This window comes from Faecalibacterium sp. AF10-46 (assembly GCF_003604105.1).
Taxonomy (GTDB): Bacteria; Bacillota; Clostridia; order Oscillospirales; family Ruminococcaceae; genus Faecalibacterium; species Faecalibacterium taiwanense.
Window position 1 is genome coordinate 139,803 of sequence record NZ_QVGY01000003.1, and the last position, 25,349, is coordinate 165,151.

Genomic DNA, 25,349 nt, shown 5'->3' on the forward strand with positions numbered 1-25,349 from the left:
AGGTATCATAAATGTTTTTTGGCTTTCAGCTCACCCTTGGCCTGATGATGGTATTCTACGGCTATTCGGTCATGAAAAATCCCCGTGTCTGGGGAGATCAGGGCCGCCGTGCCGTCAAAGCGGAACACTTTGAGGAATACTGCCGCCAGAACGGCCTGTTCTTTTTGAAGGCAGGCTGCGTGGTGGCGGTGATCGGTGCACTGGATGCACTCATCACGCTGGATGCCCTGCTGTACGCTCTGCTGTACCTCTTCGGTCTGGCTTTCGCCTTCTATCCGCTGGTCAAATGGTGCCGTGAGAACGAGGGCTTCAGCTGGCCATGGCCCCATGTCCAGAGCGAGAAAAAGCGCATCAAAGAGCTGCGCCGTGAACAGGAATCGCAGAAAAAAGCGGAGCAGGACTCCGACAAAAAGTAAAGAACAAAGAGAAAAACGGCTGCTGTACGGTAAAGTACAGCAGCCATTTTTTACAATTCATCAATGCTTTTTTGAAGCGTTTGATAAAACTGCCCCAGGTGATACCCATCGATGAACCGGTGGCTCACCTCAAGGCTCATGCCCAGCGTTTCGCGGCCGTTTTCCGGTACAAACTTGCCCCATGTGATGCGGGGGATGGCGTCGTCTTTGTCAAAATCCCGCTCGTTGGTGCAGCTGGTCAGATCAAACCACGGCGTGGTGGAAATGTAGATCAGCGCGTCCGTCTCGCAGTCCTGATCCAGAAAGCTCTGCTGTGCAGCGCTCTTAGCTTTTGCGGCGCAGCAGAACTCGTCCAGCGTGCCGGTCTTGGGCAGTGTGACGATGTGGAACTGCTCACTGCCGGGCTTCAGGTCGGTCAGGCTGGGGATGCGCTTATCCAGAAGCCAGACCTCGCCGTCCCGGATGGTATAGCGGAAATTCACCACGCTGTTCACGGCATCGGTCACGAGATAGCCGAGAGCATAATAAAAGGAAATGCCGCGGGCTTTGGTGTAGGCGTGGAGATTCGTCACGTCCACCCGGAAGGTGACGCTGTAAAACGGGTCGGATACGGTGGAAAAGAACCGGAACAGCTCCGCCCGCGGCCAGACGGCAAGATCAATTTTCTGCATGGGAGGCTCCTTTGTCCGGTTCCGCCTTGTTTTTATCCAGCGCATCGAACTGCTTTAGGATCTGCGGGTCCTTCAGCTTGACGACCTTGCCGGAGAGATAATGCAGGGTGTTTTCCTCGGGAATATCAAGGAAAGTGACCCGCACAGCGCACAGGGCCTGCGTTTTGGTGCCGGTGCGCTCGTTCATCTTGCGGTTGCCGTACTTGATGTCGCCCAGAACCGGACGGCCCAGATAGGCCAGATGTGCACGGATCTGGTGGGTGCGGCCGGTGACAAGGCCGATCTTGCACAGGGCGAACGGCCCGGCGGTGCGCAGTACGTCCACGTCCGTAATGATCTGTTTGCGGCGCTCGTCCTGCGACTGGTGTGCATGGATGCTTACCTTGTTGTTCTTCTCGTCGTGCTCCCACCATGCGGTGAACCGCCCGGACTGCGGGATACCCACCGTGATGGTGTAGTACTCCTTTTTGAGTAGGTCAGTGCGGATGATCTCGTTCATGTCCCGCAGGGCGGTGTAGCTCTTGGCGGCGATCACAAGGCCCTCGGTGCCGCGGTCCAGCCGGTTGCAAATGCCGGGCTTGAACCGGTTCTCGCCGTGGGGGTCGTATTCGCCTTTTTCGGCCAGATACTGGGTAAAAGCGTCCACAAGGTTTGTATCGCCGGTGCGGTCGCTATGGCACAAAAGGTGGGTGGGTTTGTACAGCACAGCAATGTTTTCGTCCTCATAAATGACATTGACCTTGGGCTGATTCTGCTTTTTTTTCGGCGCGGCCTTCTGCACGGTTTTTGCGCCTTCCGGCGGGAAAAACTCGTCGTTGATGTACAGCTCGATCAGGTCGCCTGCCTGAATGCGGTACTCCGGCACGGCCTTTTTTCCGTTTACCTTCACGCGCTTATTGCGGAAGCTCTTGTACAAAAGGCTGGTGGGAAAATCGCGGGTCACGCTCTGCACAAAGCGGGAAAGACGAACGCCGTCGTCGTTGGCGGTTGCGGTATATTGTTTCATAAATGTTCCTCAATTTTCAAGAGATACCTTTATAGTAATACAGCCTTGGCTGCAAGTCAACGCGGAAACGCCCCGGATCAAAACTATTTTACCGCAAAGCCTTGAGTTCCGGGCGCAAAATGGGTACTATTATAAGGAATGAATCAGAAGGAGAGTACCGCAATGGCAGAACACAAACGGCATCAGGGACACCGCCAGCGGATGCGCGAACGGGTGCAGAACTACGGTCTGGACAGTCTGGCCGAGCACGAAGCGCTGGAATATGTGCTGTACCTCACCAACGCCCAGAAGGACACCAATGGCATCGCTCACGACCTGATCGACCGCTTTGGCGATTTTGCCGCTGTGCTGGAAGCCAGCGAGGAAGAGCTGTGCACTGTGGAGGGTGTAGGCCCGGCCACAGCCCGGATGCTGCATCTGCTGCCGGAGATCAGCCGCTACTATGGCCGCAGCCGTACCAGCACCACCCGCTGCATCAGAACTACGGAGCAGATGGGCAGCTATCTGATGGCGAAGTTTGCGTGGTCGGATTACGAGCGTGCAATGCTGGTCAGTCTGGACAGCCGTAAGCGGGTGCGCGCGGCGGTCTGGCTGCGGGAAGGCACCACCGACCGGGTAAGTCTGGACATCAAGGATGTGGTGTCTGCGGCCATCAAGGGCGGCACCGACACGGTGGTGCTCAGCCACAACCACCCCAACGGTGCGGCCTTGCCCTCCATGGAGGATCTGGAGGCCACTGGCAATATTGCCCGGGCATTGGGCCTTGTGAACATCCATCTGCTGGATCACTTCATCCTGACCGATACGGAGTATTTCTCCATGCGGGACGCAAACCGCCTGCCGATCTATGACTTTAAAACAGGTACGCTTTTCTGGCCTTGATTCGTGAAACAACAAAAAAGTGTTTACATTATAAAACTGGTGTGCTATAATCAAACCGTAAAATACAACTGATTGTGGTTCTTTGCGCGAGGGCCGGAGAGGAGAGGGAAGATGGCAGACGAAAAATTTGAACTGGTATCCTCTTACCAGCCCACCGGCGACCAGCCGCAGGCCATTGAAACACTGGTGAAAGGCGTGGAGCGGGGCGACCGCTGCCAGACCCTGCTGGGTGTTACCGGCAGCGGAAAGACCTTTACCATGGCAAATGTGATTGCAAAATGCAACCGGCCCACGCTGGTTCTGGCCCACAACAAAACGCTGGCGGCCCAGCTGTGCACCGAGTTCCGGTCGTTTTTCCCCAACAACGCGGTGGAGTATTTCGTCTCCTACTACGATTACTACCAGCCGGAAGCCTATATCCCCAGCACGGATACCTATATTGAAAAGGACAGCGCCATCAACGACGAAATCGACCGCCTGCGCCATTCGGCCACGGCGGCGCTTTCGGAGCGGCGGGATGTGATCATTGTAGCATCGGTTTCCTGCATCTACTCGCTGGGCGACCCCATCGACTACCGCAGCATGGTCATCAGCCTGCGCCCCGGCATGCAGATGGAGCGGGACGAGCTGTGCCAGAAGCTTGTGACGCTGCAATATGAACGCAATGATGTGAATTTTGTGCGCAATAAGTTCCGTGTGCACGGCGATATCGTGGACATCTACCTTGCCTATATGAGCGAGCTTGCCATCCGTGTGGAATTTTTTGGGGACGAGATCGATCGCATCACGGAGTTCAACCCTCTCACCGGGGCCAAACAGAATGTAGTCAAGCATGTAGCCATCTTCCCGGCCAGCCACTATATCGTCAGCGCCGAGAAGAAGGCCGCAGCACTGGAAAAGATCCGCGCCGAGTGCGACGCACAGGTGAAGCAGTTCACCGCCGAGGGCAAGCTGATCGAGGCGCAGCGCATTGCCCAGCGCACCAATTACGACATTGAGATGCTTAACGAGGTGGGCATGTGCAAAGGCATCGAGAACTATTCGGCGGTCCTTTCGGGCCGTGCGCCGGGCAGTATGCCCACCACTCTGCTGGATTATTTCCCGGATGATTTTCTGCTGTTTGTGGACGAGAGCCATGTTACCCTGCCGCAGGTGCGCGCCATGTACGGCGGCGACTATGCCCGCAAAAAAACGCTGGTGGAGTACGGCTTCCGCCTGCCGTCCGCCTTCGATAACCGCCCACTCAAGTTCGAGGAAGTGGAGTCCAAGCTGAACCAGATGATCTTCGTTTCGGCTACGCCCGGCGACTACGAGCGGCAGAACAGCACGCAGGTGGCGCAGCAGGTCATCCGGCCCACCGGCCTTTTGGACCCACTCATTTCGGTGCGCCCGGTGGAAGGGCAGGTGGTGGATCTGTTGGGCGAGATCAATACCCGCATCCAGCGGCACGAGCGCGTTCTCGTGACCACGCTGACCAAGAAAATGGCCGAAGACCTGACCGACTACCTTACCGAACAGGGCATCAAAGTCAAGTATATGCACCACGAAGTGGACACCTTTGAGCGCATGGAGATCATCAAGGACCTGCGCCTTGGTTCCATTGATGTTGTGGTGGGCATCAACCTGCTGCGCGAGGGTCTTGACCTGCCCGAGGTGAGCCTTGTGGCCATTCTGGATGCCGACAAGGAGGGCTTTCTGCGCAGCGAGACCAGCCTGATCCAGACCATTGGCCGCGCGGCCCGCAATGCCGAGGGCCTTGTCATCATGTATGCGGATGTCGTCACCGACAGTATGGACCGCGCCATCACCGAGACCGAGCGCCGCCGCGCCATCCAGATGGCCTACAATAAAGAACGTGGCATCGTGCCAAAGACCATCGTCAAGGCCATTGCAGACAGCATCGAGATCAGCGATAAAGCGGAGAACGCTAAGCTGAACACCCGCCGCATGGGCAGGATGGAGCGGGAGGCCGCCATCGAGCGCCTGACCCGTGAGATGAAGGAAGCGGCGAAACTGCTGGAGTTTGAGCACGCGGCCTTCCTGCGTGACCAGATCGACCGACTGCGCCGGGGCGAGAACCCGACGGTGGACTCTGCGGCAGAAACGGAGCGCAAACAGAATCATTCACAGACACAACGAAAAGGGAGAAAATACCTTGGCAAACGATAAAATCGTCATCAAAGGTGCCCGCGAGCACAACCTGAAAAATGTTAACCTGACCCTCCCGAGGGAAAAGCTGATCGTCATGACCGGCCTTTCCGGTTCGGGCAAGTCGAGCCTTGCGTTCGACACCATCTATGCCGACGGCCAGCGCCGCTATGTGGAAAGCCTTTCCAGCTACGCACGTATGTTTTTGGGCCGCATGGACAAGCCCGATGTGGACGAGATTACCGGCCTATCACCGTCAATTTCCATCGACCAGAAAACCACCAGCCACAACCCGCGTTCCACCGTGGGCACCGTGACGGAGATCTACGATTATCTGCGACTTCTGTACGCCCGCGTGGGCGTGCCCCACTGCCCGGTGTGCGGGCGGGTGATCAGCCAGCAGACCGTGGACGAAATGGTGGACGCGGTGCTCAAACTGGACGAAGGTACGAAGTTTCAGGTGCTGGCTCCTGTGGTGCGCCAGCGCAAAGGCACCCAGCAGAAAGAGCTGGATGCTGCCCGCCGCGGTGGCTATGCTCGTGTGAAGATCGACGGCAACCTGTATGATCTTGACGAAGAGATCAAGCTGGAAAAGAACATCAAGCATACGGTGGAGATCGTGGTGGACCGCCTTGCCATGCGCAAGGGCATCCGGGGCCGTCTGGCAGATTCGCTGGAAACCGCGCTGGCGCTTACCGGCGGCATCGCCGAAGTGGACGTGATCGGCGGCGATTGTATGACCTTCAGCCAGAACTTTGCCTGTCCGGAGCACGGCATTTCCATCAGCGACCTGTCGCCGCGGCTCTTCTCCTTCAATAACCCGCTGGGAGCCTGCGAAAAGTGTACCGGCCTTGGCACTTTTATGCGGGTGGACGAGGAACGCATCCTGCCCAACCGGAACCTTTCCATCCGGGAGGGTGCTATCAAGGCCAGCGGCTGGTACTATGCCGAGGGGTCTGTATCCGAAATGTATTATCTGGGTCTTGGAAAAAAGTACGGCTTTACGCTGGATACGCCCATCAAAGAGATGAGCACCGAAGCTGTCAATGCGTTGCTGTACGGAACCAATGGCGAAAAAATTGAGATGCACCGCACGAATGAGTTCGGAAGCGGTGTGTATTATAATACCTTCGAGGGCATCGTGGAGAACCTTGAGCGCCGCTTCCGCGAGACCAACAGCGAGTGGATGAAGGAAGAAATCGGCAGCTTCATGTCCGGCGTGGAGTGCCCGGACTGCCACGGCAAGCGCCTGAAACCCGTGGTGCTGGCTGTGACCATCGGGGATAAGAACATCAGCGATTTCTGCGAAATGTCCATCCGGGACGAGCTGAAATTCATTGCCGAGAACGAACCGAGCCTGACCGAAAAGCAGAAGCAGATCGGCGGGCAGATCATGAAGGAGATCCGGAACCGCCTGCAGTTTTTGCAGAGCGTGGGTCTGGATTATCTCACGCTGGCCCGCTCAGCAGGCACTCTTTCCGGCGGCGAGAGCCAGCGCATCCGCCTGACCACTCAAATCGGCAGTGCGCTTTCCGGCGTGCTCTATGTGCTGGACGAGCCGTCCATCGGCTTGCATCAGCGCGATAACGACAAGCTCATTGCCACCCTGAAAAATCTCCGCGACCTCGGCAATACAGTCATTGTGGTGGAGCATGATGAAGATACCATGCGCAGCGCGGATTATATCGTGGATGTAGGCCCGGGCGCAGGCGTGCATGGCGGTGAGATCGTAGCCGCTGGCAGCGTGAAGGACATCTGCAAGGCAAAGCGCAGCATCACCGGCGATTATCTCTCCGGCCGCAAACGCATTGCCGTACCGCAGACCCGCCGCACCGGCAACGGCAATTACCTTACTGTACGGGGTGCACGGGAAAATAACCTGCGCAATATCGACGTGAAATTCCCGCTGGGAGAGTTTATTTGCGTTACCGGCATTTCCGGCTCCGGCAAGTCCAGCCTCATCAACGAAATTCTGTATAAGACGCTTGCCTGCGAGCTGAACGGTGCGCGTTCCCGCGCAGGCAAATGCGATGGGGTAGAAGGGCTGGAATTTGTGGATAAGGTCATCGGTATCGACCAGCAGCCCATTGGCCGTACGCCGCGCTCCAATCCGGCCACTTATACCGGTGTGTTCAATGATATCCGCACGGTATTCTCCCAGACGCAGGATGCCAAAATGCGCGGTTACGGCCCGGGGCGTTTCAGTTTTAATGTCAAGGGCGGCCGCTGCGAAGCCTGTGAGGGCAACGGTATTCTGCAGATCGAGATGCACTTCCTGCCGGATGTGTACGTGCCCTGCGAGGTATGCAAGGGTGCGCGTTACAACCGCGAAACGCTGGAAGTGAAGTATAAGGAAAAGACCATCTCCGATGTGCTGAACATGACCGTGGAGGAAGCAGTGGTATTCTTTTCCAACCAGCCCAAGATCGCCCGCAAACTGCAGACCCTGTTGGACGTGGGTCTTGGTTATGTAACACTGGGCCAGAGCGCCACTACCCTTTCCGGCGGCGAAGCACAGCGCGTGAAGCTGGCCAATGAGTTGGCCCGCCGCAGCACTGGTAAGACCGTGTATATTCTGGACGAGCCTACTACCGGCCTGCATATTGCGGATGTGCACCGCCTGATCGAGGTGCTGCAGAAGCTGGTAGATGCGGGCAACACGGTTATTGTCATCGAGCACAATCTGGATCTTATCAAGTGCGCCGACCATATCATTGACCTTGGCCCTGAAGGCGGCAGTGCAGGCGGTGAGATCGTGGCCGAAGGCACGCCTGAACAGGTGGCAGAGGTGCCAGGCAGCTTTACCGGTCAATATCTGAAACCGCTTTTGGAAAAAGACAAGCTCCTGCAAGAAAAAGAGCAAAATAAATAAAGCGCGTACTTTCGCAAAAATCAGACTTTTTGAGAAAAAAGCAAAGAAAATTGCAAAAATCGGTTGACAAAACTGCTGCATCTGAGTATAATATTTCATGTCGCCACGCTTTGGTAGGGAAGCGGCGGTCGATATCCGGGTGTAGCGCAGTTTTGGTAGCGCGCTTGAATGGGGTTCAAGAGGCCGTGAGTTCGATTCTCGCCACTCGGACCATAAATCCAACGATTTCACGTTAGAAATCGTTGGATTTTTTTGTTTGTAGGCTGACCTCATTTGGTTTTGACCACAATTTTGACCACAATGCCAACGATTTTATCTGGTCTAATTAGTGCCGTTCCGTCCAATTTTCAGGCCGAAAACGCCTCGCTGAACAACTGGATCGCACTCTGCCGAATGGATTCCTGAACATGGAGATAATGCTCAGTCATCTCGGTGTCGGCATGGCCTACATTGTCTCCATGGGCTGGATCTTGTTTATGCAGAAAAAGGGCCTTTGGCAGCAGCTGATCCACGCAGCCGCCGGATGTGAAAAGTTCTTCTTCACACTGGGTGGTTTAGTGTTGATGATGAACCTGCACATTTTTCCATTCATGCTAACCATCTACGATTATTTCCTCAATAGGTCGCTTTGCATTTTATGCCATGCAAAAGGCAGAATCATATATAAAAAGTTCTTTCGTATGTAAAAGCCTTCAAAAACAACTTGAAACACTTTTGTTGCAATGGTACAATAATAATGTTATTTTATGGAAGCTCGGCGCAAAGCCCATGCGGACAGGCCGCCGGTGTGCTGACAGCCACGGCGGCGGTAAGACCGAAACGGCTAAAGAAGACGATGCGCACGAAGCCGTTACCTTTATGGCACCGTATATGGAGGTAGGAGCCTTTATCGAGCAGGTTCACAGCGTTTACCCGGAAGTGAATGTTGAGATCGTGCCGTACAGCGGCGATAACACCCCACTACCTGCCTACAGAATATGTTTACGGCGGGCGACCTACCGGATGTATGCACCCTTACGGTCTATGTTTCCAGCTCGCTGACTGTGGACGACTCCCGGATGTCCTATTTGCACGGTTCTTCCTTTGCGGAGGCAAAGGAGCGGCTTGACCGCATCATCCGCCAGCAGGCAGGCCAGCGCCGCCAGACCTTTACGGTAAACACCCATCTGCAGCACGAAAACGTGCTGGCAGACCCCAACCGTCTGAATCAGGTGCTGATGAATATCCTCTCCAACGCAGTCAAGTATACGCCCACCGGCGGGCATATCCGGTTTGAGGTGGACGAGCTGCCCCGAAACGAGCACTACGCCCGATACCGCTTTGTGGTGCAGGATGACGGCATTGGCATGAGCGAGGCCTACCAGAAGACCCTTTTTGACCCCTTTACCCGCGAGGAGCGCTCCGGCACCAACAAGGTGCAGGGCACCGGCCTTGGTATGGCCATCACCAAGAACATTGTTGACCCGCTGAGCAGGAGCATTCCCACCCTTGCCATGACCGCCAATGCCTTCCTTGAGGATATGCAGAAGAGCAGGGAAGCCGGCATGGACAAGCGCGTTTCCGCAGAGGAAGCACACAAACGATGTAAATGATGCAGGAGAAGATTAGAACGTGAATACACTTTCCGAGATCGAGGAATATTACAAAGCGCGTGAGCAGCAGCTGTTGGAAAAACTTCATCAACAGGAAGCCGCTCTTGCCGCAGCGGAGCAAACGCTGAAACAATTGACCGAAAATCAGAAAACACTGATGGACGAAACCACCAAGCAGCGTGCTGCACGGGAGCGGGCATTCAAAGAAGAACTCTATCGGGATTCTCTGACAGGTGCTTACAACCGCCGCTATTACGAAGAGGTCGTCCGCAAGACCATCGGCCCGGCGGGTGTCGCACTGCTGGATGTGGACAATTTCAAGATCTGTAACGACACCTATGGGCATTACGCCGGGGACATGGCACTGAAAACGGCAGCAAACGCCATTCAGTCCTGCATCCGGGAGTCGGACCTGCTCATCCGCTACGGCGGGGATGAGTTTCTATTGGTCCTGCCCGGCATTCCGGGAGACTTCCTGCAAACCAAACTGGAACAGATCCGCACTGCCGTGCAGATGGCATCCGTACCCGGCTGTTCGCATTTCCGCATCTCGCTGAGCATTGGCGGAACGATACAGTCCCTCGCCGACCCTATGAAAAACATCGTTCGTCGTGCAGATTGGCTGATGTATCAGGCAAAGTGCCGCAAAAATGCCGTCATGGTGGAGGTTCCGGGGCATAGCCTGACCACACGGGAAACGCTTTTGCAGGAAAAATCCCAGATCCTGCTTGTGGACGACTCTGCAATGAACCGCATGATACTGGCAGAGATCTTAGGAGATAGCTACCATATTCTGGAAGCAGAAAACGGGCAGGAATGCATGGAAAAATTGCAGGCAGAAGCCGGAAACATTGCACTGGTGCTGCTGGACATCAATATGCCGGTCATGAACGGCTTTGAAGTGCTGAAAGCCATGAATGTCAACCACACCATCGAGGATACCCCAGTCATTATGATCTCCAGCGAGGACTCCGACGCTGCAATTCGGAAGTCCTACGAACTGGGCGCAAGTGATTATGTCAACCGCCCCTTCGATGCACGCATCGTATACCGCCGCGTGACCAACACCATCAAGCTGTACGCCAAGCAGCGGCGGCTGGTGCAGATGGTCTCTGACCAGATCCGCGCCCGTGAGAATAATACGGATATGCTGGTGGGTGTACTGAGCCATATCGTAGAATTCCGCAACGGCGAAAGCGGTGCCCATGTGCGGCACATTCGTATCATCACAGAAATGCTGCTCCACTGCCTATTGGGGGTCAGCAACAGGTACTCGATCTCTGCGGAACAGCAGGATATGATCCCGCTGGCCTCCGCCTTGCATGACATCGGAAAAATCGGCATTGACGAAAAAATTCTTAATAAACCCGGAAAACTGGCCCCGGAGGAATTTGAAATCATTAAGACCCACAGTATGCTTGGAGCCGGGATGCTGCATGATCTGGATGAATTTGCCGAGCAGCCGTTGCTGCAAACCGCCTACGAGATCGCCCGCTGGCACCACGAACGCTGGGATGGGCGCGGCTACCCGGATGGGCTGAAGGACGATGAAATTCCCATCAGCGCACAACTGGTTTCGCTGGCCGATGTATACGATGCGCTGACCAGCGAACGCTGCTATAAAAAAGCCTTCTCCCACGAAAAAGCCGTGCAGATGATCCTGAACGGTGAGTGCGGAGCATTCAACCCGCTTCTGCTGCAATGCCTGACGGATATCCAAGCTGCCCTGAAAGAAGAATTACAGCAGCACAACTGAGCTGCGGATGCAATCAAAACAGGAGTATAAAAAGCCCGAATGAAACACAGAATCTCACGCCGTGCATTCCTGAACGGATGCACGCTGCTGGCGGCAGCTGCTGCCGTAAGCAGTCTGACTTCCTGCGGAGGAAAGGAAGTGGAAGACAACGGTCTTGCACAAATCGTTGTGGGAAGCGACACCTATCCACCTTATATCTATCTGAACAATGACGGTGTTCCCACCGGGATCGATGTGGAGATCGCCACCGAGGCGTTCCGCCGCATGGGGTATGCTGCCCGGTTTGAAACGATCAACTGGGAGCAGAAAACAAATCTTGTGGAAAGCGGCGCCATCGACTGCATCTGGGGCTGTTTTTCCATGGATGGACGCGAAGAGGTATACCGCTGGGCGGGGCCTTACATGGTGAGCCGTCAGGTGGTTGCGGTGGATGCCCACAGCAGCATCCGATCCCTCAGCGACCTTGCAGGCAAGACCGTCGCCGTGCAGAGCACCGGCAAGCCGGAGGAGATCTTTCTCAGCGGCTCCGACCCGCGCATCCCGCAGACGGTGGAGGTGCTCAGCATTGAAAACCGCAGCGTGCAGTATGCAATGCTGGCCTGCGGCTATGTGGATGCCATCGCCGCCCATGAGATGGCCATCCTGCAATACATGAAGGACAATGATGTGGAGTTCCGCATTTTGGAGGAACCGCTGCTGGTCACCGGGCTGGGCGTCGCCTTTGCCAAGAACGACACCCGCGGGCTGGACAGCCAGCTGACCGATACCCTTGCGCAGATGCGCGCGGATGGCACGCTGGAGCGGATCGTTGGCCGATACCTTGAAAATGCTTCGCAGTATCTGGAGGTGGACACCGTTGGCGCGTAAAAACAGAACCACCCCGGATAAAAGGATATGGACAGCCTATCTGATCATCGGCGTGCTCTTGATGGCCGGTGTTGCTTTTTTCTCCAGCTGGCGGGCAATGCGCACAGCAGAGGAACGCTTTTGCCAGACCCTTGAGTTTGTCAAATCCCAGTCCACCAGCTTTGAAAAGCACAACGATACCATCACGGCAAAGGCACTCCGCCGCACGGCGGTCGCAGTCCATCAGCTGGCAGAGAATCCTGCGCTTGACCTCTCCGATCCGCAGTGCCTGAACAGGCAGACAGAAAAGCTCTGGCTCACCGGCATTTCGGTTCTGGGACCGGATGGCACGCTCCGGTGCGAGTCCACGACCAACGGCATCGGCTATGACCGGTTTGGCGACCAGCTGAAAAATGACGCTGTTCTGGACGTTTTATCTTACCCGCGAAAGACCTATGTGAAGCGCGTCCTGCTGGAAGATGGCTCTGCTGTGGATGTTGCGGCGCACCGGGCAGAAAGCACAGAGCTGCTCCTGCTTGCCTACCGGTACACCCCGGCGGAATTTGTGGAGGAAACGGCGCTGTCCATCCAGAGCATACTGGATGGCTACCCGGCAGAAACCAGCGGCACGCTGTTCATCGTGCAGAACAATCAGGTCGTTGCCGCAAACCGCCCGGAGCTGATTGGGCAGGATGTTGCAGGCAGTCCGCTGGCGCAGGGGATCCGCAAAGCCGGGGCCGCAGAGAAGCTGACCCATACCCGGGACTGGAACGGCTCCGGCTGCTATTTCGGGATGTTCTGCCATGGCAGATCCTTCGATCTCTACGCGTACACGGATGAAAAAATGATCTTCCGTGAGTCGCTTTCGCTGGTCCTGACGGCGCTGGTCGGCTACATCCTGCTTGTAATGGTCCTTCAGCTGCTGCGCCGCCGCTCCGCGCAGAAGATGGAGCTGCAGAAAAAAGAGCAGGAGAGGAAGTATCAGACCCAGCTGGAGGAACAGAACCGCAAGCTGGAGATCGCGCTTCAGCACGAGGGGGCGGCAAACCGCGCCAAGCGGGAGTTCCTGTTCAATATGAGCCACGATATCCGCACCCCCATGAACGCCATCATCGGCTTCACCTCGCTGGCTGCGACCCATATCGACAATAGGGAACAGGTGCTGGACTACCTCAAAAAAATCTCTACCTCCAGCCAGCATCTGCTTTCACTCATCAATGATGTGCTGGATATGAGCCGCATCGAGAGCGGAAAGGTAAAGATCGAGGAAAAAGCGGTGCATCTGCCGGACCTCGTCCACGATGTGCGCTCCATCATTCAGCCCAATGTTTCGGCAAAGCGGCTGTCGCTTTTTATTGATACCATGGATGTGGAGAACGAGGATATCATCACCGACCCGCTGCGGCTGAACCAGATCCTGCTGAACATTTTGTCCAATGCCATCAAGTTCACTCCCACAGGCGGCATGATCAGCATCCGCATTGCTGAGAAAAACGGTGCGCCTGCGGGCCGGGCCTGCTATGAGTTCCGCATCAAGGACAACGGCATCGGCATGAGCGAGGAATTCCAGAAGCACATCTTTGAGGAGTTCACCCGTGAGGAAAACTCCACCGTCAGCGGCATTCAGGGTACCGGCCTCGGCATGTCCATCACCAAGAACATTGTGGACCTGATGGGCGGCACCATCGCCATTGAGAGTGAGCCGGGCAAGGGCAGCGAGTTCATCGTGAATCTCTGCTTTGCGCTCAGCGGACAAAAGGTGGAACTCAGGCAGCTCCCGCAGTTGGAAGGGCTGCGGGCACTGGTGGCGGACGACGATACCGACACCTGCCTGAGCGTCAGCACCATGCTGTCCAAGATCGGGATGCGGCCGGAGTGGACGATCTCCGGCAGGGAAGCGGTGATCCGCACCCGGTATGCCATGGAGCAGGGGGATGAATTCAGCGTTTACATCATCGACTGGCTGATCCCCGATATGAACGGCATCGAGATCGTGCGGCAGATCCGCAAGGTGATCGGAAAAAGCTGCCCCATCATCATCCTGACCGCCTACGACTGGTCCGATATTGAAGAGGAAGCCCGCGCGGCCGGTGTGACCGCCTTCTGCGAAAAGCCGCTGTTCCTCTCGGAGCTGCGCAGAGTGCTGGCAGAGCCGTTCGGTGCAGAGCCTGACTGCAGGCCGGTGCAGCTGAACGCGGAGGCCTTCAAAGGGAAAAAGATCCTGCTGGTGGAGGACAACGAGCTGAACCGTGAGATCGCAGTGGAGATCCTGAAGGAAGCGGGCTTTGAGGTGGAATCTGCCGAGGATGGCGAGATCGCCGTCCGGAAGATGAAGCAGGCGGCAGACGGACAGTATGACCTGATCCTCATGGACATCCAGATGCCCAACATGGACGGCTACGAGGCAACGCGGCAGATTCGTGCGCTGCCGGATGCCGCAAAGGCTGGCATCCCCATCTTTGCAATGACGGCAAATGCCTTTGAGGAAGACCGTCAGAACGCACTGCAGGCCGGTATGAACGGCCATATTGCAAAGCCGCTGGATATTCCGCACCTGCTGCAGGTCCTTGCAGATGTACTGAAATAAACAGCGCCCAAAAGCAAAAGCACCCACAGCAAGCGCCACAGAGGTTTTGAATCTCCGGTGAGCAAATTGCTGTGGGTGCTTTATTTTTTTATGCCTGACAGGCGGCTTGTTACAAAATTTTGCGCAGCTCCTGCACAAGGTCGCCGATCACGATGGGTTTGGACAAAAAGCCGGTCATGCCGCTTTCCAAGGCATTGCGGCGGTCTTCATCGAATGCGTTGGCAGTCATGGCAAGGATCGGGATCTTTGCCAGTGCAGGGTTGCCCAGTGCGCGGATCTGCCGGGTGGCGGTATAGCCGTCCATCACTGGCATCTGCACATCCATCAGCACCAGATCATAGCTGCCCGGTGCGGCAGTGCTTACCTTTTCCACCGCCACGGCACCGTTTTCCGCCGTATCGACCCGGAAGCCGTACTCGCACAGGATCTCCTGCGCGATCTCACGGTTCAGCTCGTTGTCCTCTACCAGCAGGATGTGCCTGCCCTTGAAGTTGGTGTTCTTTTCCGGCAGCAGCTCCTGCGCCGCATCCGTCTGTGTCTGTCCGATGGCGTTCATCAGGGTCTCGCGCAGGTCGGATATGAACATGGGCTTGGAGCAGAAGGCGGTCACACCGGCAGCCTTTGCCTCCACCTCAATGTCGGACCAGTCGTAGGCGGTCAGGATAATGATGGGCGTATCATCGTTCAGGCTGCGGATCTGGCGGGTGACCTCGATGCCGTTCATGTCCGGCAAGCGCCAGTCGATGATATAGGCATGGTAAGCATCGCTCATCTCGATGGACTGCCGTGCACGCAGCACCGCTTCCTTGCCGGAAAGGGTCCACTCGGCACGCATTCCCACCTTGACCAGCATCTTTGTCACGCTGTCGCAGGTGTTGAAATCGTCATCAACCACCAGTGCCTTCAGGCCTTCCAGTTCGGTGATCTTTTCCACCGGACGGTGCTCGGCCTGCGCACGCATCGGCACACGAATGATAAACTCGCTGCCCTTGCCCTGCGCCGTCTGCACCTCGATGGTGCCGCCCATCATATCCACGATGTTTTTGGTAATAGCCATGCCAAGGCCGGTGCCCTGGATCCGGCTTACCGTGGAGGTGCGCTCCCGCTCAAACGGCTCAAAGATCTTTTTGGCGAACTCCTGGCTCATGCCGATGCCGTTGTCCTTGACGCGGAACTCGTACTGCCCGCAGCCGCGCACCGCTCCGGCAAGCTGCCGCACCCGCACCGAGACCGTGCCGCCCGCCGGGGTGAACTTGATGGCGTTGGACAGCAGGTTCAGCAGTACCTGATTCAGCCGGGTCTTATCGCAGTAGACGTCCTCATCGGTCACATCCATGGCATCCATATAAAGCTCCAGCTGCTTTGCGTAGATCTGCCCGCTGACGATGGTTTTCAGGTCGTGCAGCACATCCGAAAGGTTGACTTCCACTTCTTCCAGATGGATCTTTCCGCTTTCGATACGGCTCATATCCAGCACATCGTTGATGAGGGAAAGCAGATGATTGCTGGAAGCGAGGGTCTTGGCAAGATAATCCTTCACCCGGTCTTTATCGTCAATGTTGCTGAGTGCCAGCGTGGTAAAGCCGATGATGGCGTTCATGGGGGTGCGGATGTCGTGGGACATATTGGAAAGGAAGGTGCTCTTGGCGCGGTTGGCCGTTTCGGCAGCTGCAACGGCATCCGAAAGCGCCTGGTTTATCTGTTTGTCGGCGGTGCGGTCGGACATGACAAGGATATATTTTGTCCTGCCTGCCACATCGCTGCCCATGGCAACGATGTGGAACCAGCGCAGCTCTTTTGTCTCCTGATGCATATACGCCGCATCCCACTCGCGTTGTTCCCCGCGGTGAAGCCTCTCCAGAAAGTTCTTGTCACGGTCCGGGTCGTCTTTCGGGTGCAGGTTCGCCAGAACATGGACATCCTGCCGCACTTCTTTCCACGGGATGCCCAGCAGCCGTTCGACGTTGGGGCTGACATAATCCACCTTGGAGGTTTTTGCGTCCAGCATCAGGAAAACGTCGTCCACGTTCAGCGAAAGCTTTTGGAACAGCTCATCCCGGTACAGGATCTCAGTGTCCTTCCGGCGCAGGGTCGTATGGCTTCTGCGCAGGATCAGCAGGATGATCAGCACAGCAAGGCCAAAGGCGATGCTCGCCACGATCTGCACCGTGTGGAACCACAGCTTATCCAGACTGGCATTGACGATGCTGACCGGCACAAGCCCCACCATCGTCCAGTTCTGGACCGCGGTATTCTCGTAGACCAGATAATAACTGATGTCGCCAAGTTTGACCCTCAGGTTTCCGCTGCGGCCCTGCGCAAAATCATCCGAAAGGGCAAGAATCTGTTCCTCGGAAAGGTCGGAATGGTCGCGCAGCATCGCAATGAAGTTGTAAATGATTTCCTTGCGGTTTACGGAATTGTCGATGACCACCCGCCCATCCGGGTAGATCACATAGTTGCTGGCATTGCCCTGAAAAGCAGAGTTGTCCAGCAATCGCAGCACAGCATCATTATAATAGGTGATGGCAACAGCATCGTAGGCAAAGCCCCGGTAGCTGCCCTGCGTTTCGGGGCAGATGAACGCAAGCATCGGGGCTTTGCCGGGCAGCGCCGTATTCACGACGATATCCTCGCCATCGGAGAGCTTTTCGTCCAGATTGGTCTGCAGGCCAAGGTAGCCGGTTTCCCCGGTCACGGTCGTGTAGTTGCCGTCATAGGAAAGAAAGTAGAAGTCAACAAATCCGGTTGCCTGCTGTGCTTCCTCGATATATGCCTGAATTTCATCCTCATTCGAGGTGCTTTTCAGAAAGCCGTTGTACAGATGCAGATAGGTCAGGTTTTTGCGCACCATCTCTTTCAGCATACTATTGGATTTATACAGTACCTCTTCCAGATGCGAGGTGCTTTCCTGATAGATGGTCTGCGACACAAACGAGATGTACCGGACGCTGAAACCGGCTGCCAGAAAGACCAAAAGAAGGATGGCAGCGGCGGCAAGCAGCCACTTGTGCCGGGAATAGCAGCTGCGTTTGGATTCGTGCTTTTCGTCTGCCATCCCGCTCACCTCAGTGTCATGTAGTTTTCAGGCTCTGCAAGCACTGCCTTGCCGCCGGAAACGTAATCGCGCCATGTGTTTTTTACCCACGTATCTTCGCCCGCAGACGTGCCGCTTTCGCTCGCAGGCAGCGCTGCCATCTGCTTTTCCGTTGCAAGGCAGGTCACGGTAACGGTGTCGCCATCCCCCAGCGGCTGACCGTTCCGGGTGATGCCGGTCAGGGTATAGCTGCCGTTTGCCTCTTTTACCTCCACGGCAATGCCGCTGACCACCGGCAGAGAGCCGCGGTTGAAGGGCACAAACCCGCCCTCGCAGCCTTCCACAAAGGCGCGGACGGTCTCTTTCAGCTCCGCACCGGTCATGGTGCGCTGGCGGGACATCAGACCGTTCGGCATGATCATGGAAGCCGCCATTTTCTGGTTATAATCCGCCTGCAGCACACTGCCGGTAAAGCTGTTTGCGGTGGCAAGCAGCACATCGGTGCCATACACGCCGCGCAGCGTGTTTGCCATCACGGAGAAGGCAGCGCTGCCGCCGTTTGCGTGGAATACGTTGGAATAGGCCTTCCCGGAGGTCAGCACGGTCTCGTTGTCGGCAGGCTCCTCTTCGGCAAGGAGCTTGGCATTGAAGGCCTGATACGCCTGCGCAGCGGTAAGCTCGCCTGCGATCATTTTGGAGACCACATCCTTGGAAACGGCAAAGAAATCGTTGGAGGCGATGCGGATATACATGTGGTTTTCTTCCACTACGCTGCGCACGTCTTTCAGATACTCGGTCAGGCGCAGGGGGACGTTCTGGCTGTAGCTCAGTACGTCCTGCCCCTCCGAGACGATGCGGTTCTGCGCCTGTTCGGAGAGCATGACGTTCAGCACCTTCATGGCTTTTTCGCGGCGCGCAGTGTCCTGCTCCAGATCCCGGTTCAGGGCAACTTGGAAATAGGGGGTGGTCATGATCCACTGTTCGTCGTTCTGGCTGAAGAAGGGCAAAAAGGTGGTGTCGATGCCCTCATCCTGAAACATCTTCACGCCGGCAGAGCTGCCAAAGTACATGGCAACTTCTCCGTTCCGGAACATCCCGGTCACATCGTCGTAATTCAACGCAAGATCGTCTGCCGTAAGGTGGGTATCCTGAATGAACTGCTCCATCCGCTCAAATGCCCCCGGCCACACGGTGTCGTCCAGACCGACCCGTGCGGTGTTGGCGGGGTCGCTGTAGGCAGTACGCCACTTGCGCCCCGCGGTGGTGGTAAGCTCGGCAGCGGAAAGCCCCTGCAGCGTTTCCATGCAGGTGTAGTCGTAGGCGTAATCGGCGGTAAAGCCGCGGATGCCGATCTTTTCAAAAGCCTGACAGGCCGCTGCAAAGCTTGCGTAATCGGTGGGCAGGGGAATATCGTACTGCTCAAAAAGGCTGCGGTTGACCACAAAGCCGTGGGCATCCGCGCACACCGGCAGCCAGTTCACACTGCCATCCTCGTTTTTGAAGCTGTTGAGGTAGGTGTTGTACACAGCGCCCGCCTCATTGGTCATGGCAAGGTTCATCAGGCTGTCCTTCAACGGTGCCGCATCGTGCAGCGAGAAGCGGCAGCAGGTGATGATATCCGGCAGACCGCCGTTCTGCTGCAAAAACTTGTAAAAATCCAGATCGTTGTTGCCTACGATGAATTCAATGTTCACGTCCGGCAGCTGCGCCTGAACATAGGGCGCATAGTTTTCGTACAGGCTGGTGCTCCACAGATACACCTGAATGGTCTGAGCGTCTTCCAGCTTCTGTGTTCGTTCCGCATCTTTTCCGCTGCATCCGGTGAGCAGGGATAGCCCCATCACCAGTGCCGCAAGCATGGAAAATAGGCGGCGCAATGTTTTTGTTTTCATCCGATCCTTCTCCTCACACTTCTTGGGCAGCCATCGTCTTGCGGTTGGCTGCTTTGGCTTACTGATCATACATCACCGCCCGCAAGAGTGTGCGCTGTAAAACCCACCCACGGAAAGGATGCCGCAATTTTTGCGTCTTTTCTGTTTTGCGCTCTCCCTCTACCGCGAAGGGGCACAGAATGACAGAGATATAAAAATATTTTACCACTCCCATGAAGGATTATCAATAAAATTTCATAGATTGATCCATAAAAACTGTAGGGGATTACAATAGATGTGTTACAAAGTGAAAAAGACGAATGAGTCGTTCTGTGGTACAGTTAAATTGCTACACCAAACATCACAGAAACACATCATTGACAAACCTGCATTGTGAACTCAAGGAGCCTGTCCAAAAGAAAGCATAAAAATGCGCATAACGCCCTATGAAATGGTGTTGCGGGGCGTTTTATTTTGCCTTGTTTTGTGGGCGATGTTGCGGTTTATGCTGCGGTTTTGCGAAAACTTGCGAGACTAAATAAAAAAATCCTACGGAATTACGATTTTAAACGTAAATTCGTAGGATTTCTGGAGCTACTGACCTGATTCGAACAGGCGACCTGCTCATTACGAGTGAGCTGCTCTACCAGCTGAGCCACAGTAGCAGATAAAATTTTCTTGCATGTTCTGCAACGAGAAATATTCTATCATACTTCCTGTGCGCTGTCAAGATTTGATTTTGCGGCAGAACAGGTGCAAATCGTCTGTGACGCAAAAATATAACTGCCCTCCGAGAAAAACTCGAAGAGCAGCCTTGCACACAAGAATAATCAGTTGAACAGCTTACGGCCGATCCAGATGCAGATGCAGGCACCCACAACGGAAACGAGGATCTCACCCACGATGCCGGTAGCGCTCAGACCAATCAGGCCGAACACGATGCTGCCTACAAAACCGCCCAGAATGCCCAGCACGATATTGCGCACGGTGGAAGTTTCGCTGCCCATAATGCGGCCGGCGATGTAACCGGCCAGAGCGCCGATCAGCAGACTGAAAATAAAACCAAACATAATATTCTACCTCCTGAATTTTAAAGCTCTGCGCTCTGCCCGGCGGTTTCCCGGGCAAAGCGGCAAATATCCTTCAAACAACATTTTTCACATTCTGGTTTGCGCGCATTGCACACTGCCCGACCATGCATCACAAAGCGGTGGCACAGGTCGCTGCCTTCTTCCGGAGGAACGATCTTCCACAGGGCCATTTCCACCTTCTGCGGTTCCTTGATGCCGTCCACAAGGCCGATCTTGTTGCACAGCCGGATGCAGTGGGTGTCTGTTACGATAGCAGGCTTGCCAAACACATCGCCCATGATAAGGTTTGCGCTCTTGCGGCCTACGCCGGGCAGGGCGAGCAGCTCTTCAAAGGTGGTGGGCACCTGACAACCGTATTTATCGCGCAGCACCCGCATACAGGCGGAGATATCCCGCGCTTTGGAGTGTCCCAACCCGCAGGGCTTGACGATGGCTTCAATGTCTTCGGGTTCCGCAGCAGCCAGCGCAGCAACATTGGGATATTTGGCAAACAGGTCTTCCACCACAATGTTCACGCGGGCATCGGTGCACTGGGCTGCCAGACGCACGCTGACCAGAAGCTGCCAGGCGTGGTCATAATCCAATGTACAGCCGGCATCTGGGTATTCTTTTTTTAACCGGTCGATCACTTCCAGCGCCAGCGCCTTTTTTGCAGTAAGGTCTTCTGGTGCCTTTTTGCGAACAGGCATTTCATCCACTCCCATCAACAAAAGCTGATACGATAATACCATGTTTTGCGTTTTTTGTAAACTGCGGGCAAAAATTATCTGAGAATGATTTTCAGATAAAACCTTGCTCTTACTGCCAAAATGCGATATACTATAGAAAAATGCTGGGGGAATCGCGCCTCGGTACGGGAGGAGGAAAACACGATGAACGAACCACTGGCACAGCGTCTGCGGCCCAAAACACTGGCAGATGTCTGCGGTCAGCAGCATCTGCTGGCACCGGGCAGGGTGTTCCGCCGTACCATCGAGAGCGGACGCATCCCGAACATGATCTTCTACGGCCCGTCTGGTACCGGAAAAACGACTGTGGCGCGCATCATTGCAGAAAACAGCGGTATGACGCTGCATAAGCTCAATGGCACTTCCTGCGGAACCGGGGATATCAAGGCGGTGCTCAAGGATATCGGCACGCTGGCAGGTGCGGGAGGCATCCTGCTGTATCTGGACGAGATCCAGTACCTGAACAAAAAACAGCAGCAGAGCCTGCTGGAATGCATTGAGGACGGCTCGGTCACGCTCATTGCATCCACCACCGAAAATCCGTACTTCTACATTTATAATGCGCTGCTGTCCCGCTGCACGGTGTTTGAGTTCAAATCGCTTTCGGCGGCAGATGTGGAGCGTGGGGTGCACAATGCACTGAAAAAGCTTTCGGAAGGGGAGAGCACAAAGGTCTGCATGGACGAGGATGCCTGTGCCTACCTTGCCGAGAGCGCAGGCGGCGACCTGCGCAAGGCGCTGGGCTGTCTTGATTTTGCGGTGACGGCAGCTCCCATTGAGGATGGGGAAAAGCACATTACGCTGGAAATGATCCAGCAGGTCACCCGCCGCACTGCCATGCGGTATGACCGGGAGGGCGATGACCACTACGACATCGTGTCAGCCTACCAGAAGTCCATGCGCGGCTCCGACCCGGATGCGGCGCTGCATTATCTGGCCCGTCTGCTGGAAGCAGGAGATCTGCCCTCGGCCTGCCGTCGCCTGATGGTATGTGCCTGCGAGGATGTGGGCCTTGCCTATCCACAGATCATCCCCATTGTGAAGGCGGCAATTGATGCCGCCAACATGGTGGGCCTGCCGGAAGCACGGCTCCCGCTGGCAGATGCCGTCATTCTGGTGGCCACCAGTCCCAAGTCCAACAGTGCCCACGATGCCATCAACGCGGCCATTGCGGATGTGCAGGCGGGCCGCACCGGGCCCATCCCGCGGCAGCTGCAGAACAAACACTGTGATGGTGAGGATGCTCTGGTGAAGGGCCAGAACTACAAATACGCCCATGACTACGACCATCACTGGGTGGAACAGCAATACCTGCCAGATGCCATCAAGGACGTGAAATATTACACCTTTGGCGATAACAAAAATGAACAGGCAGCCCGTGCCTACTGGGCAAAGATCAAGGGCGAAGAGAACGTCTGAGCCACGCCTTACACCCAAAACCAAAAAACAAAGAAAAAGGAGAACGATATGCGATATTCCAAACAGCGTGAGCTGGTCATGCAGACGGTACAGAACCTGTGCGATCATCCCACTGCCGAGGAAATTTACGATGAAGCCGTGAAGGAGTGCCCGGGGCTGAGCCTTGGCACCGTATACCGTAACCTGAATAGTCTGGTGGATGCGGGCCGGGTGCGCCGGGTGTCCATTCCAGGCAAGGCTGACCGCTTTGACCACACGCTGCCCTGGCACAGCCATCTGTACTGCACCGTGTGCGGCAGCGTGAACGATGCCGAGGTGGACGAAAAGCAGGTAATGAAGCTGGTGAAAAACCAGAAGGGCCATGTGCAGGACTGCGCTGTTGTGCTGATCGGCGTATGCGAGGCCTGCTGCGAGAAGCAGGCGCAGGAAAACGCCCACTGAACCATAAAATTTGCACGGAACCTCTTGCCCGGAGCGTATAAACAGGGTATACTATAGAGAAGGCTCTTTTCAGAAAGTGCAAGTAGATTTTCGCCGCACAGGGCACTTCGGTCCGGCGGAGAAGGATGGTTTGATTGGAATACATTAGTTTTGAACATAATAACATTGCCGCTGAGCTGGTAAAGCAGGCCTATGATACGCCGCCGCTGGCCTTTGTGCACAGCTATGGCTGTCAGCAGAACGTGAACGACGGCGAGCGGATCAAGGGCGTGCTGATGGACATCGGCTATGGCCTGTGCGATAAGCCCGAGGATGCAGACCTGATCCTCTTCAACACCTGCGCCGTGCGTGAGCATGCCGAGCAGCGTGTGTTCGGCAACGTAGGTGCCCTGAAGGGACTCAAGGAAAAAAAGCATGATCTCATCATCGGCCTGTGCGGATGCATGGCCAACCAGAAGCACGTGGTAGAAAAGCTGCGCCAGAGCTATCCTTACGTTGACCTTGTGTTTGGCGTGGACGGCATCGACACCCTGCCGCAGCTCATTGCCCAGAAGCTGCAGAAGCATAAGCGTGTGCTGATGGAGCCCGCCCAGCGCCCGGTCATCGTGGAGAATATCCCCATCCGGCGTGAGAGCGAGTTCCGCGCATGGCTGCCCATCATGTACGGCTGCGACAACTTCTGCACCTACTGCATCGTGCCTTATGTGCGCGGCCGCGAAAAGAGCCGCAAGCCCGGTGATATCCTTGCTGAATTCCGCGGTCTTGTGGAGGCAGGCTATAAGGAGATCACATTGCTGGGACAGAACGTCAACAGCTACGGCAAGGGTCTGGAAGAAAAGGTGGACTTTTCTGATCTGCTCAACCTGCTGTGCACGGTGCCCGGCGATTACCACATCCGCTTTATGACCAGCCACCCCAAGGATGCCAGCCACAAGCTGATCGACACCATTGCCGCCCAGCCGAAGCTGTGCAAGCACCTGCACCTGCCGGTGCAGTGCGGCTCCGATGAACTGCTGAAGAAGATGAACCGCCACTACACCGTGGAACAGTATCTTGAACTCATTGAATACGCCCGCAAAACGGTGCCCGGCATCACCTTTTCCAGTGACATCATCGTTGGCTTTCCCGGCGAGACCGAAGCGGACTTTGTCAAGACGCTGGAACTGGTGCAGAAGGTGGGCTATATGCAGCTGTTCACCTTTATCTATTCCAAGCGCACCGGCACCAAGGCTGCCGAAATGCCCGATCCCACCCCCCGTAAGGAAAAGACCGACCGCATGACCCGCCTGCTCAAGCTGCAGGACGAGATCGCCATGGCGCTGGTCAAGGCGCAGGTTGGTCAGACTGTAAAGGTACTGGTAGAGGGCTTTGGCCGCAATGAGGGCACCCTCTCCGGCCGTCTGGACAACAACCTGACGGTGGAGTTCACGGCAGATGCTTCCCTGATGGGCAGCTATGCCAACGTACATCTCACGGGCGCACGGGCGACTGTGCTGCTGGGTGAGCTTGCCTGAGTGATTCCGGGGCAGTGCCCCTGAACGTATAAATAAGAAGGAGACCATTCAAATGGATTGCATTGATCTTTTCAAGCGCGCAGCCGTTGCGCTGCAGACCGATAGCCGCTACCTCGTTCTGGATCAGACCCGCAAGGCAAACGATAAGGACGAAGAGCTGCAGAACCTGATCGGCGAGTTCAACCTCGCCCGCATGGATCTGAACAATGAGATCGGCAAGAGCGAGCGCAACGATGCCCGCATCGCCGAACTGAACGAAAAGGTGAACAGCCTGTACGGCCAGATCATGGGCAACGAGGGCATGGTGGCTTACAACGAGGCCAAGCGTGACTGCGAGAACCTCGTGAACTATATCGATGCCATCATCAACACTGCCATGAATGGCGGCGACCCCATGACGGTACAGGAGCCTTCTGCTTCCTGCACCGGCAGCTGCTCCACCTGCGGCGGCTGCCACTAAAACCGGCAAAAA

The 25,349-nt window shown here is 55.8% G+C and carries 19 protein-coding genes and 2 tRNA genes; 14 read left to right on the plus strand and 7 right to left on the minus strand.

Annotated features, from left to right (window positions below; genetic code table 11):
* Positions 1-11 precede the first annotated feature (11 nt).
* The gene (locus DWV57_RS05385) at positions 12-416 is read left to right on the plus strand and encodes a hypothetical protein (protein WP_120020194.1); all 405 of its coding nucleotides are present in this window, start codon (positions 12-14) and stop codon (positions 414-416) included.
* A gap of 50 nt (positions 417-466) precedes the next feature.
* Here DWV57_RS05385 and DWV57_RS05390 read toward each other — a convergent pair whose 3' ends face one another.
* On the minus strand, positions 467-1,087 hold the full coding sequence (locus tag DWV57_RS05390; protein WP_120020195.1) for a CatA-like O-acetyltransferase: 621 nt from the start codon (positions 1,085-1,087) through the stop codon (positions 467-469).
* Complete coding sequence (locus DWV57_RS05395; RefSeq protein WP_120020196.1) at positions 1,074-2,093, minus strand: RluA family pseudouridine synthase; 1,020 nt, start codon at positions 2,091-2,093, stop codon at positions 1,074-1,076. Before DWV57_RS05395 ends, DWV57_RS05390 begins: the two co-directional genes overlap by 14 nt.
* Positions 2,094-2,255: 162 nt before the next feature.
* On the opposite strand from DWV57_RS05395, the gene radC reads away from it, so the two are divergent.
* The 9 genes from radC (at position 2,256) to DWV57_RS05440 (ending at position 14,776) form a co-directional block, all read left to right on the plus strand.
* Complete coding sequence (gene radC / locus DWV57_RS05400) at positions 2,256-2,975, plus strand: DNA repair protein RadC (protein ID WP_044953632.1); 720 nt, start codon at positions 2,256-2,258, stop codon at positions 2,973-2,975.
* A 111-nt stretch (positions 2,976-3,086) separates the two neighbouring features.
* Positions 3,087-5,144 (plus strand): excinuclease ABC subunit UvrB, encoded by a 2,058-nt coding sequence (gene uvrB, locus DWV57_RS05405; protein ID WP_120020197.1) that lies wholly within the window; start codon positions 3,087-3,089, stop codon positions 5,142-5,144.
* Complete coding sequence (gene uvrA / locus DWV57_RS05410) at positions 5,131-7,995, plus strand: excinuclease ABC subunit UvrA (protein ID WP_120020198.1); 2,865 nt, start codon at positions 5,131-5,133, stop codon at positions 7,993-7,995. The genes uvrB and uvrA overlap by 14 nt, the downstream gene beginning before the upstream one ends.
* A 135-nt stretch (positions 7,996-8,130) precedes the next feature.
* Positions 8,131-8,208: transfer RNA gene (locus DWV57_RS05415), tRNA-Pro, on the plus strand.
* A 194-nt stretch (positions 8,209-8,402) separates the two neighbouring features.
* Positions 8,403-8,681 carry a hypothetical protein gene (locus DWV57_RS14460; RefSeq protein ID WP_165853662.1) on the plus strand — a complete coding sequence of 93 codons (279 nt, stop codon included), beginning with the start codon at positions 8,403-8,405 and terminating at the stop codon, positions 8,679-8,681.
* 372 nt (positions 8,682-9,053) lie between these two features.
* A complete protein-coding gene (locus DWV57_RS05425) occupies positions 9,054-9,587 on the plus strand; it encodes an ATP-binding protein (protein ID WP_243112305.1) in 534 nt (177 codons plus the stop codon).
* A gap of 19 nt (positions 9,588-9,606) precedes the next feature.
* On the plus strand, positions 9,607-11,343 hold the full coding sequence (locus tag DWV57_RS05430; protein ID WP_120020199.1) for a diguanylate cyclase: 1,737 nt from the start codon (positions 9,607-9,609) through the stop codon (positions 11,341-11,343).
* A gap of 39 nt (positions 11,344-11,382) precedes the next feature.
* Positions 11,383-12,210: a transporter substrate-binding domain-containing protein gene (locus tag DWV57_RS05435; RefSeq protein ID WP_120020200.1), complete on the plus strand. Its 828-nt coding sequence runs from the start codon at positions 11,383-11,385 to the stop codon at positions 12,208-12,210.
* The gene (locus DWV57_RS05440) at positions 12,200-14,776 is read left to right on the plus strand and encodes a response regulator (protein WP_120020201.1); all 2,577 of its coding nucleotides are present in this window, start codon (positions 12,200-12,202) and stop codon (positions 14,774-14,776) included. Before DWV57_RS05435 ends, DWV57_RS05440 begins: the two co-directional genes overlap by 11 nt.
* A gap of 109 nt (positions 14,777-14,885) precedes the next feature.
* Here DWV57_RS05440 and DWV57_RS05445 read toward each other — a convergent pair whose 3' ends face one another.
* The 5 genes from DWV57_RS05445 to nth form a co-directional block, all read right to left on the minus strand.
* The gene (locus DWV57_RS05445) at positions 14,886-17,834 is read right to left on the minus strand and encodes a PAS domain-containing hybrid sensor histidine kinase/response regulator (protein WP_118528859.1); all 2,949 of its coding nucleotides are present in this window, start codon (positions 17,832-17,834) and stop codon (positions 14,886-14,888) included.
* A 5-nt stretch (positions 17,835-17,839) separates the two neighbouring features.
* Positions 17,840-19,705 carry an ABC transporter substrate-binding protein gene (locus DWV57_RS05450; RefSeq protein WP_120020202.1) on the minus strand — a complete coding sequence of 622 codons (1,866 nt, stop codon included), beginning with the start codon at positions 19,703-19,705 and terminating at the stop codon, positions 17,840-17,842.
* 568 nt (positions 19,706-20,273) lie between these two features.
* Positions 20,274-20,349, minus strand: a tRNA-Thr gene (locus tag DWV57_RS05455).
* Between the two features lie 165 nt (positions 20,350-20,514).
* Complete coding sequence (locus DWV57_RS05460; protein WP_005941717.1) at positions 20,515-20,754, minus strand: GlsB/YeaQ/YmgE family stress response membrane protein; 240 nt, start codon at positions 20,752-20,754, stop codon at positions 20,515-20,517.
* A gap of 20 nt (positions 20,755-20,774) precedes the next feature.
* Positions 20,775-21,464, minus strand: coding sequence for an endonuclease III (gene nth, locus DWV57_RS05465; protein WP_044953658.1), 690 nt, complete (start codon positions 21,462-21,464; stop codon positions 20,775-20,777).
* A gap of 183 nt (positions 21,465-21,647) precedes the next feature.
* On the opposite strand from nth, the gene DWV57_RS05470 reads away from it, so the two are divergent.
* The 4 genes from DWV57_RS05470 to DWV57_RS05485 all read left to right on the plus strand — a co-directional run bounded on the left by DWV57_RS05470 (position 21,648) and on the right by DWV57_RS05485 (position 25,337).
* Complete coding sequence (locus DWV57_RS05470; protein ID WP_118527383.1) at positions 21,648-22,922, plus strand: replication-associated recombination protein A; 1,275 nt, start codon at positions 21,648-21,650, stop codon at positions 22,920-22,922.
* A gap of 48 nt (positions 22,923-22,970) precedes the next feature.
* On the plus strand, positions 22,971-23,363 hold the full coding sequence (locus DWV57_RS05475) for a transcriptional repressor (RefSeq protein ID WP_118527381.1): 393 nt from the start codon (positions 22,971-22,973) through the stop codon (positions 23,361-23,363).
* Positions 23,364-23,497: 134 nt separating this feature from the next.
* Positions 23,498-24,877 (plus strand): tRNA (N6-isopentenyl adenosine(37)-C2)-methylthiotransferase MiaB, encoded by a 1,380-nt coding sequence (gene miaB / locus DWV57_RS05480; protein ID WP_120020203.1) that lies wholly within the window; start codon positions 23,498-23,500, stop codon positions 24,875-24,877.
* A 52-nt stretch (positions 24,878-24,929) separates the two neighbouring features.
* Positions 24,930-25,337, plus strand: coding sequence for a YlbF family regulator (locus DWV57_RS05485; RefSeq protein WP_097775655.1), 408 nt, complete (start codon positions 24,930-24,932; stop codon positions 25,335-25,337).
* The last annotated feature ends 12 nt before the right edge of the window (positions 25,338-25,349 follow it).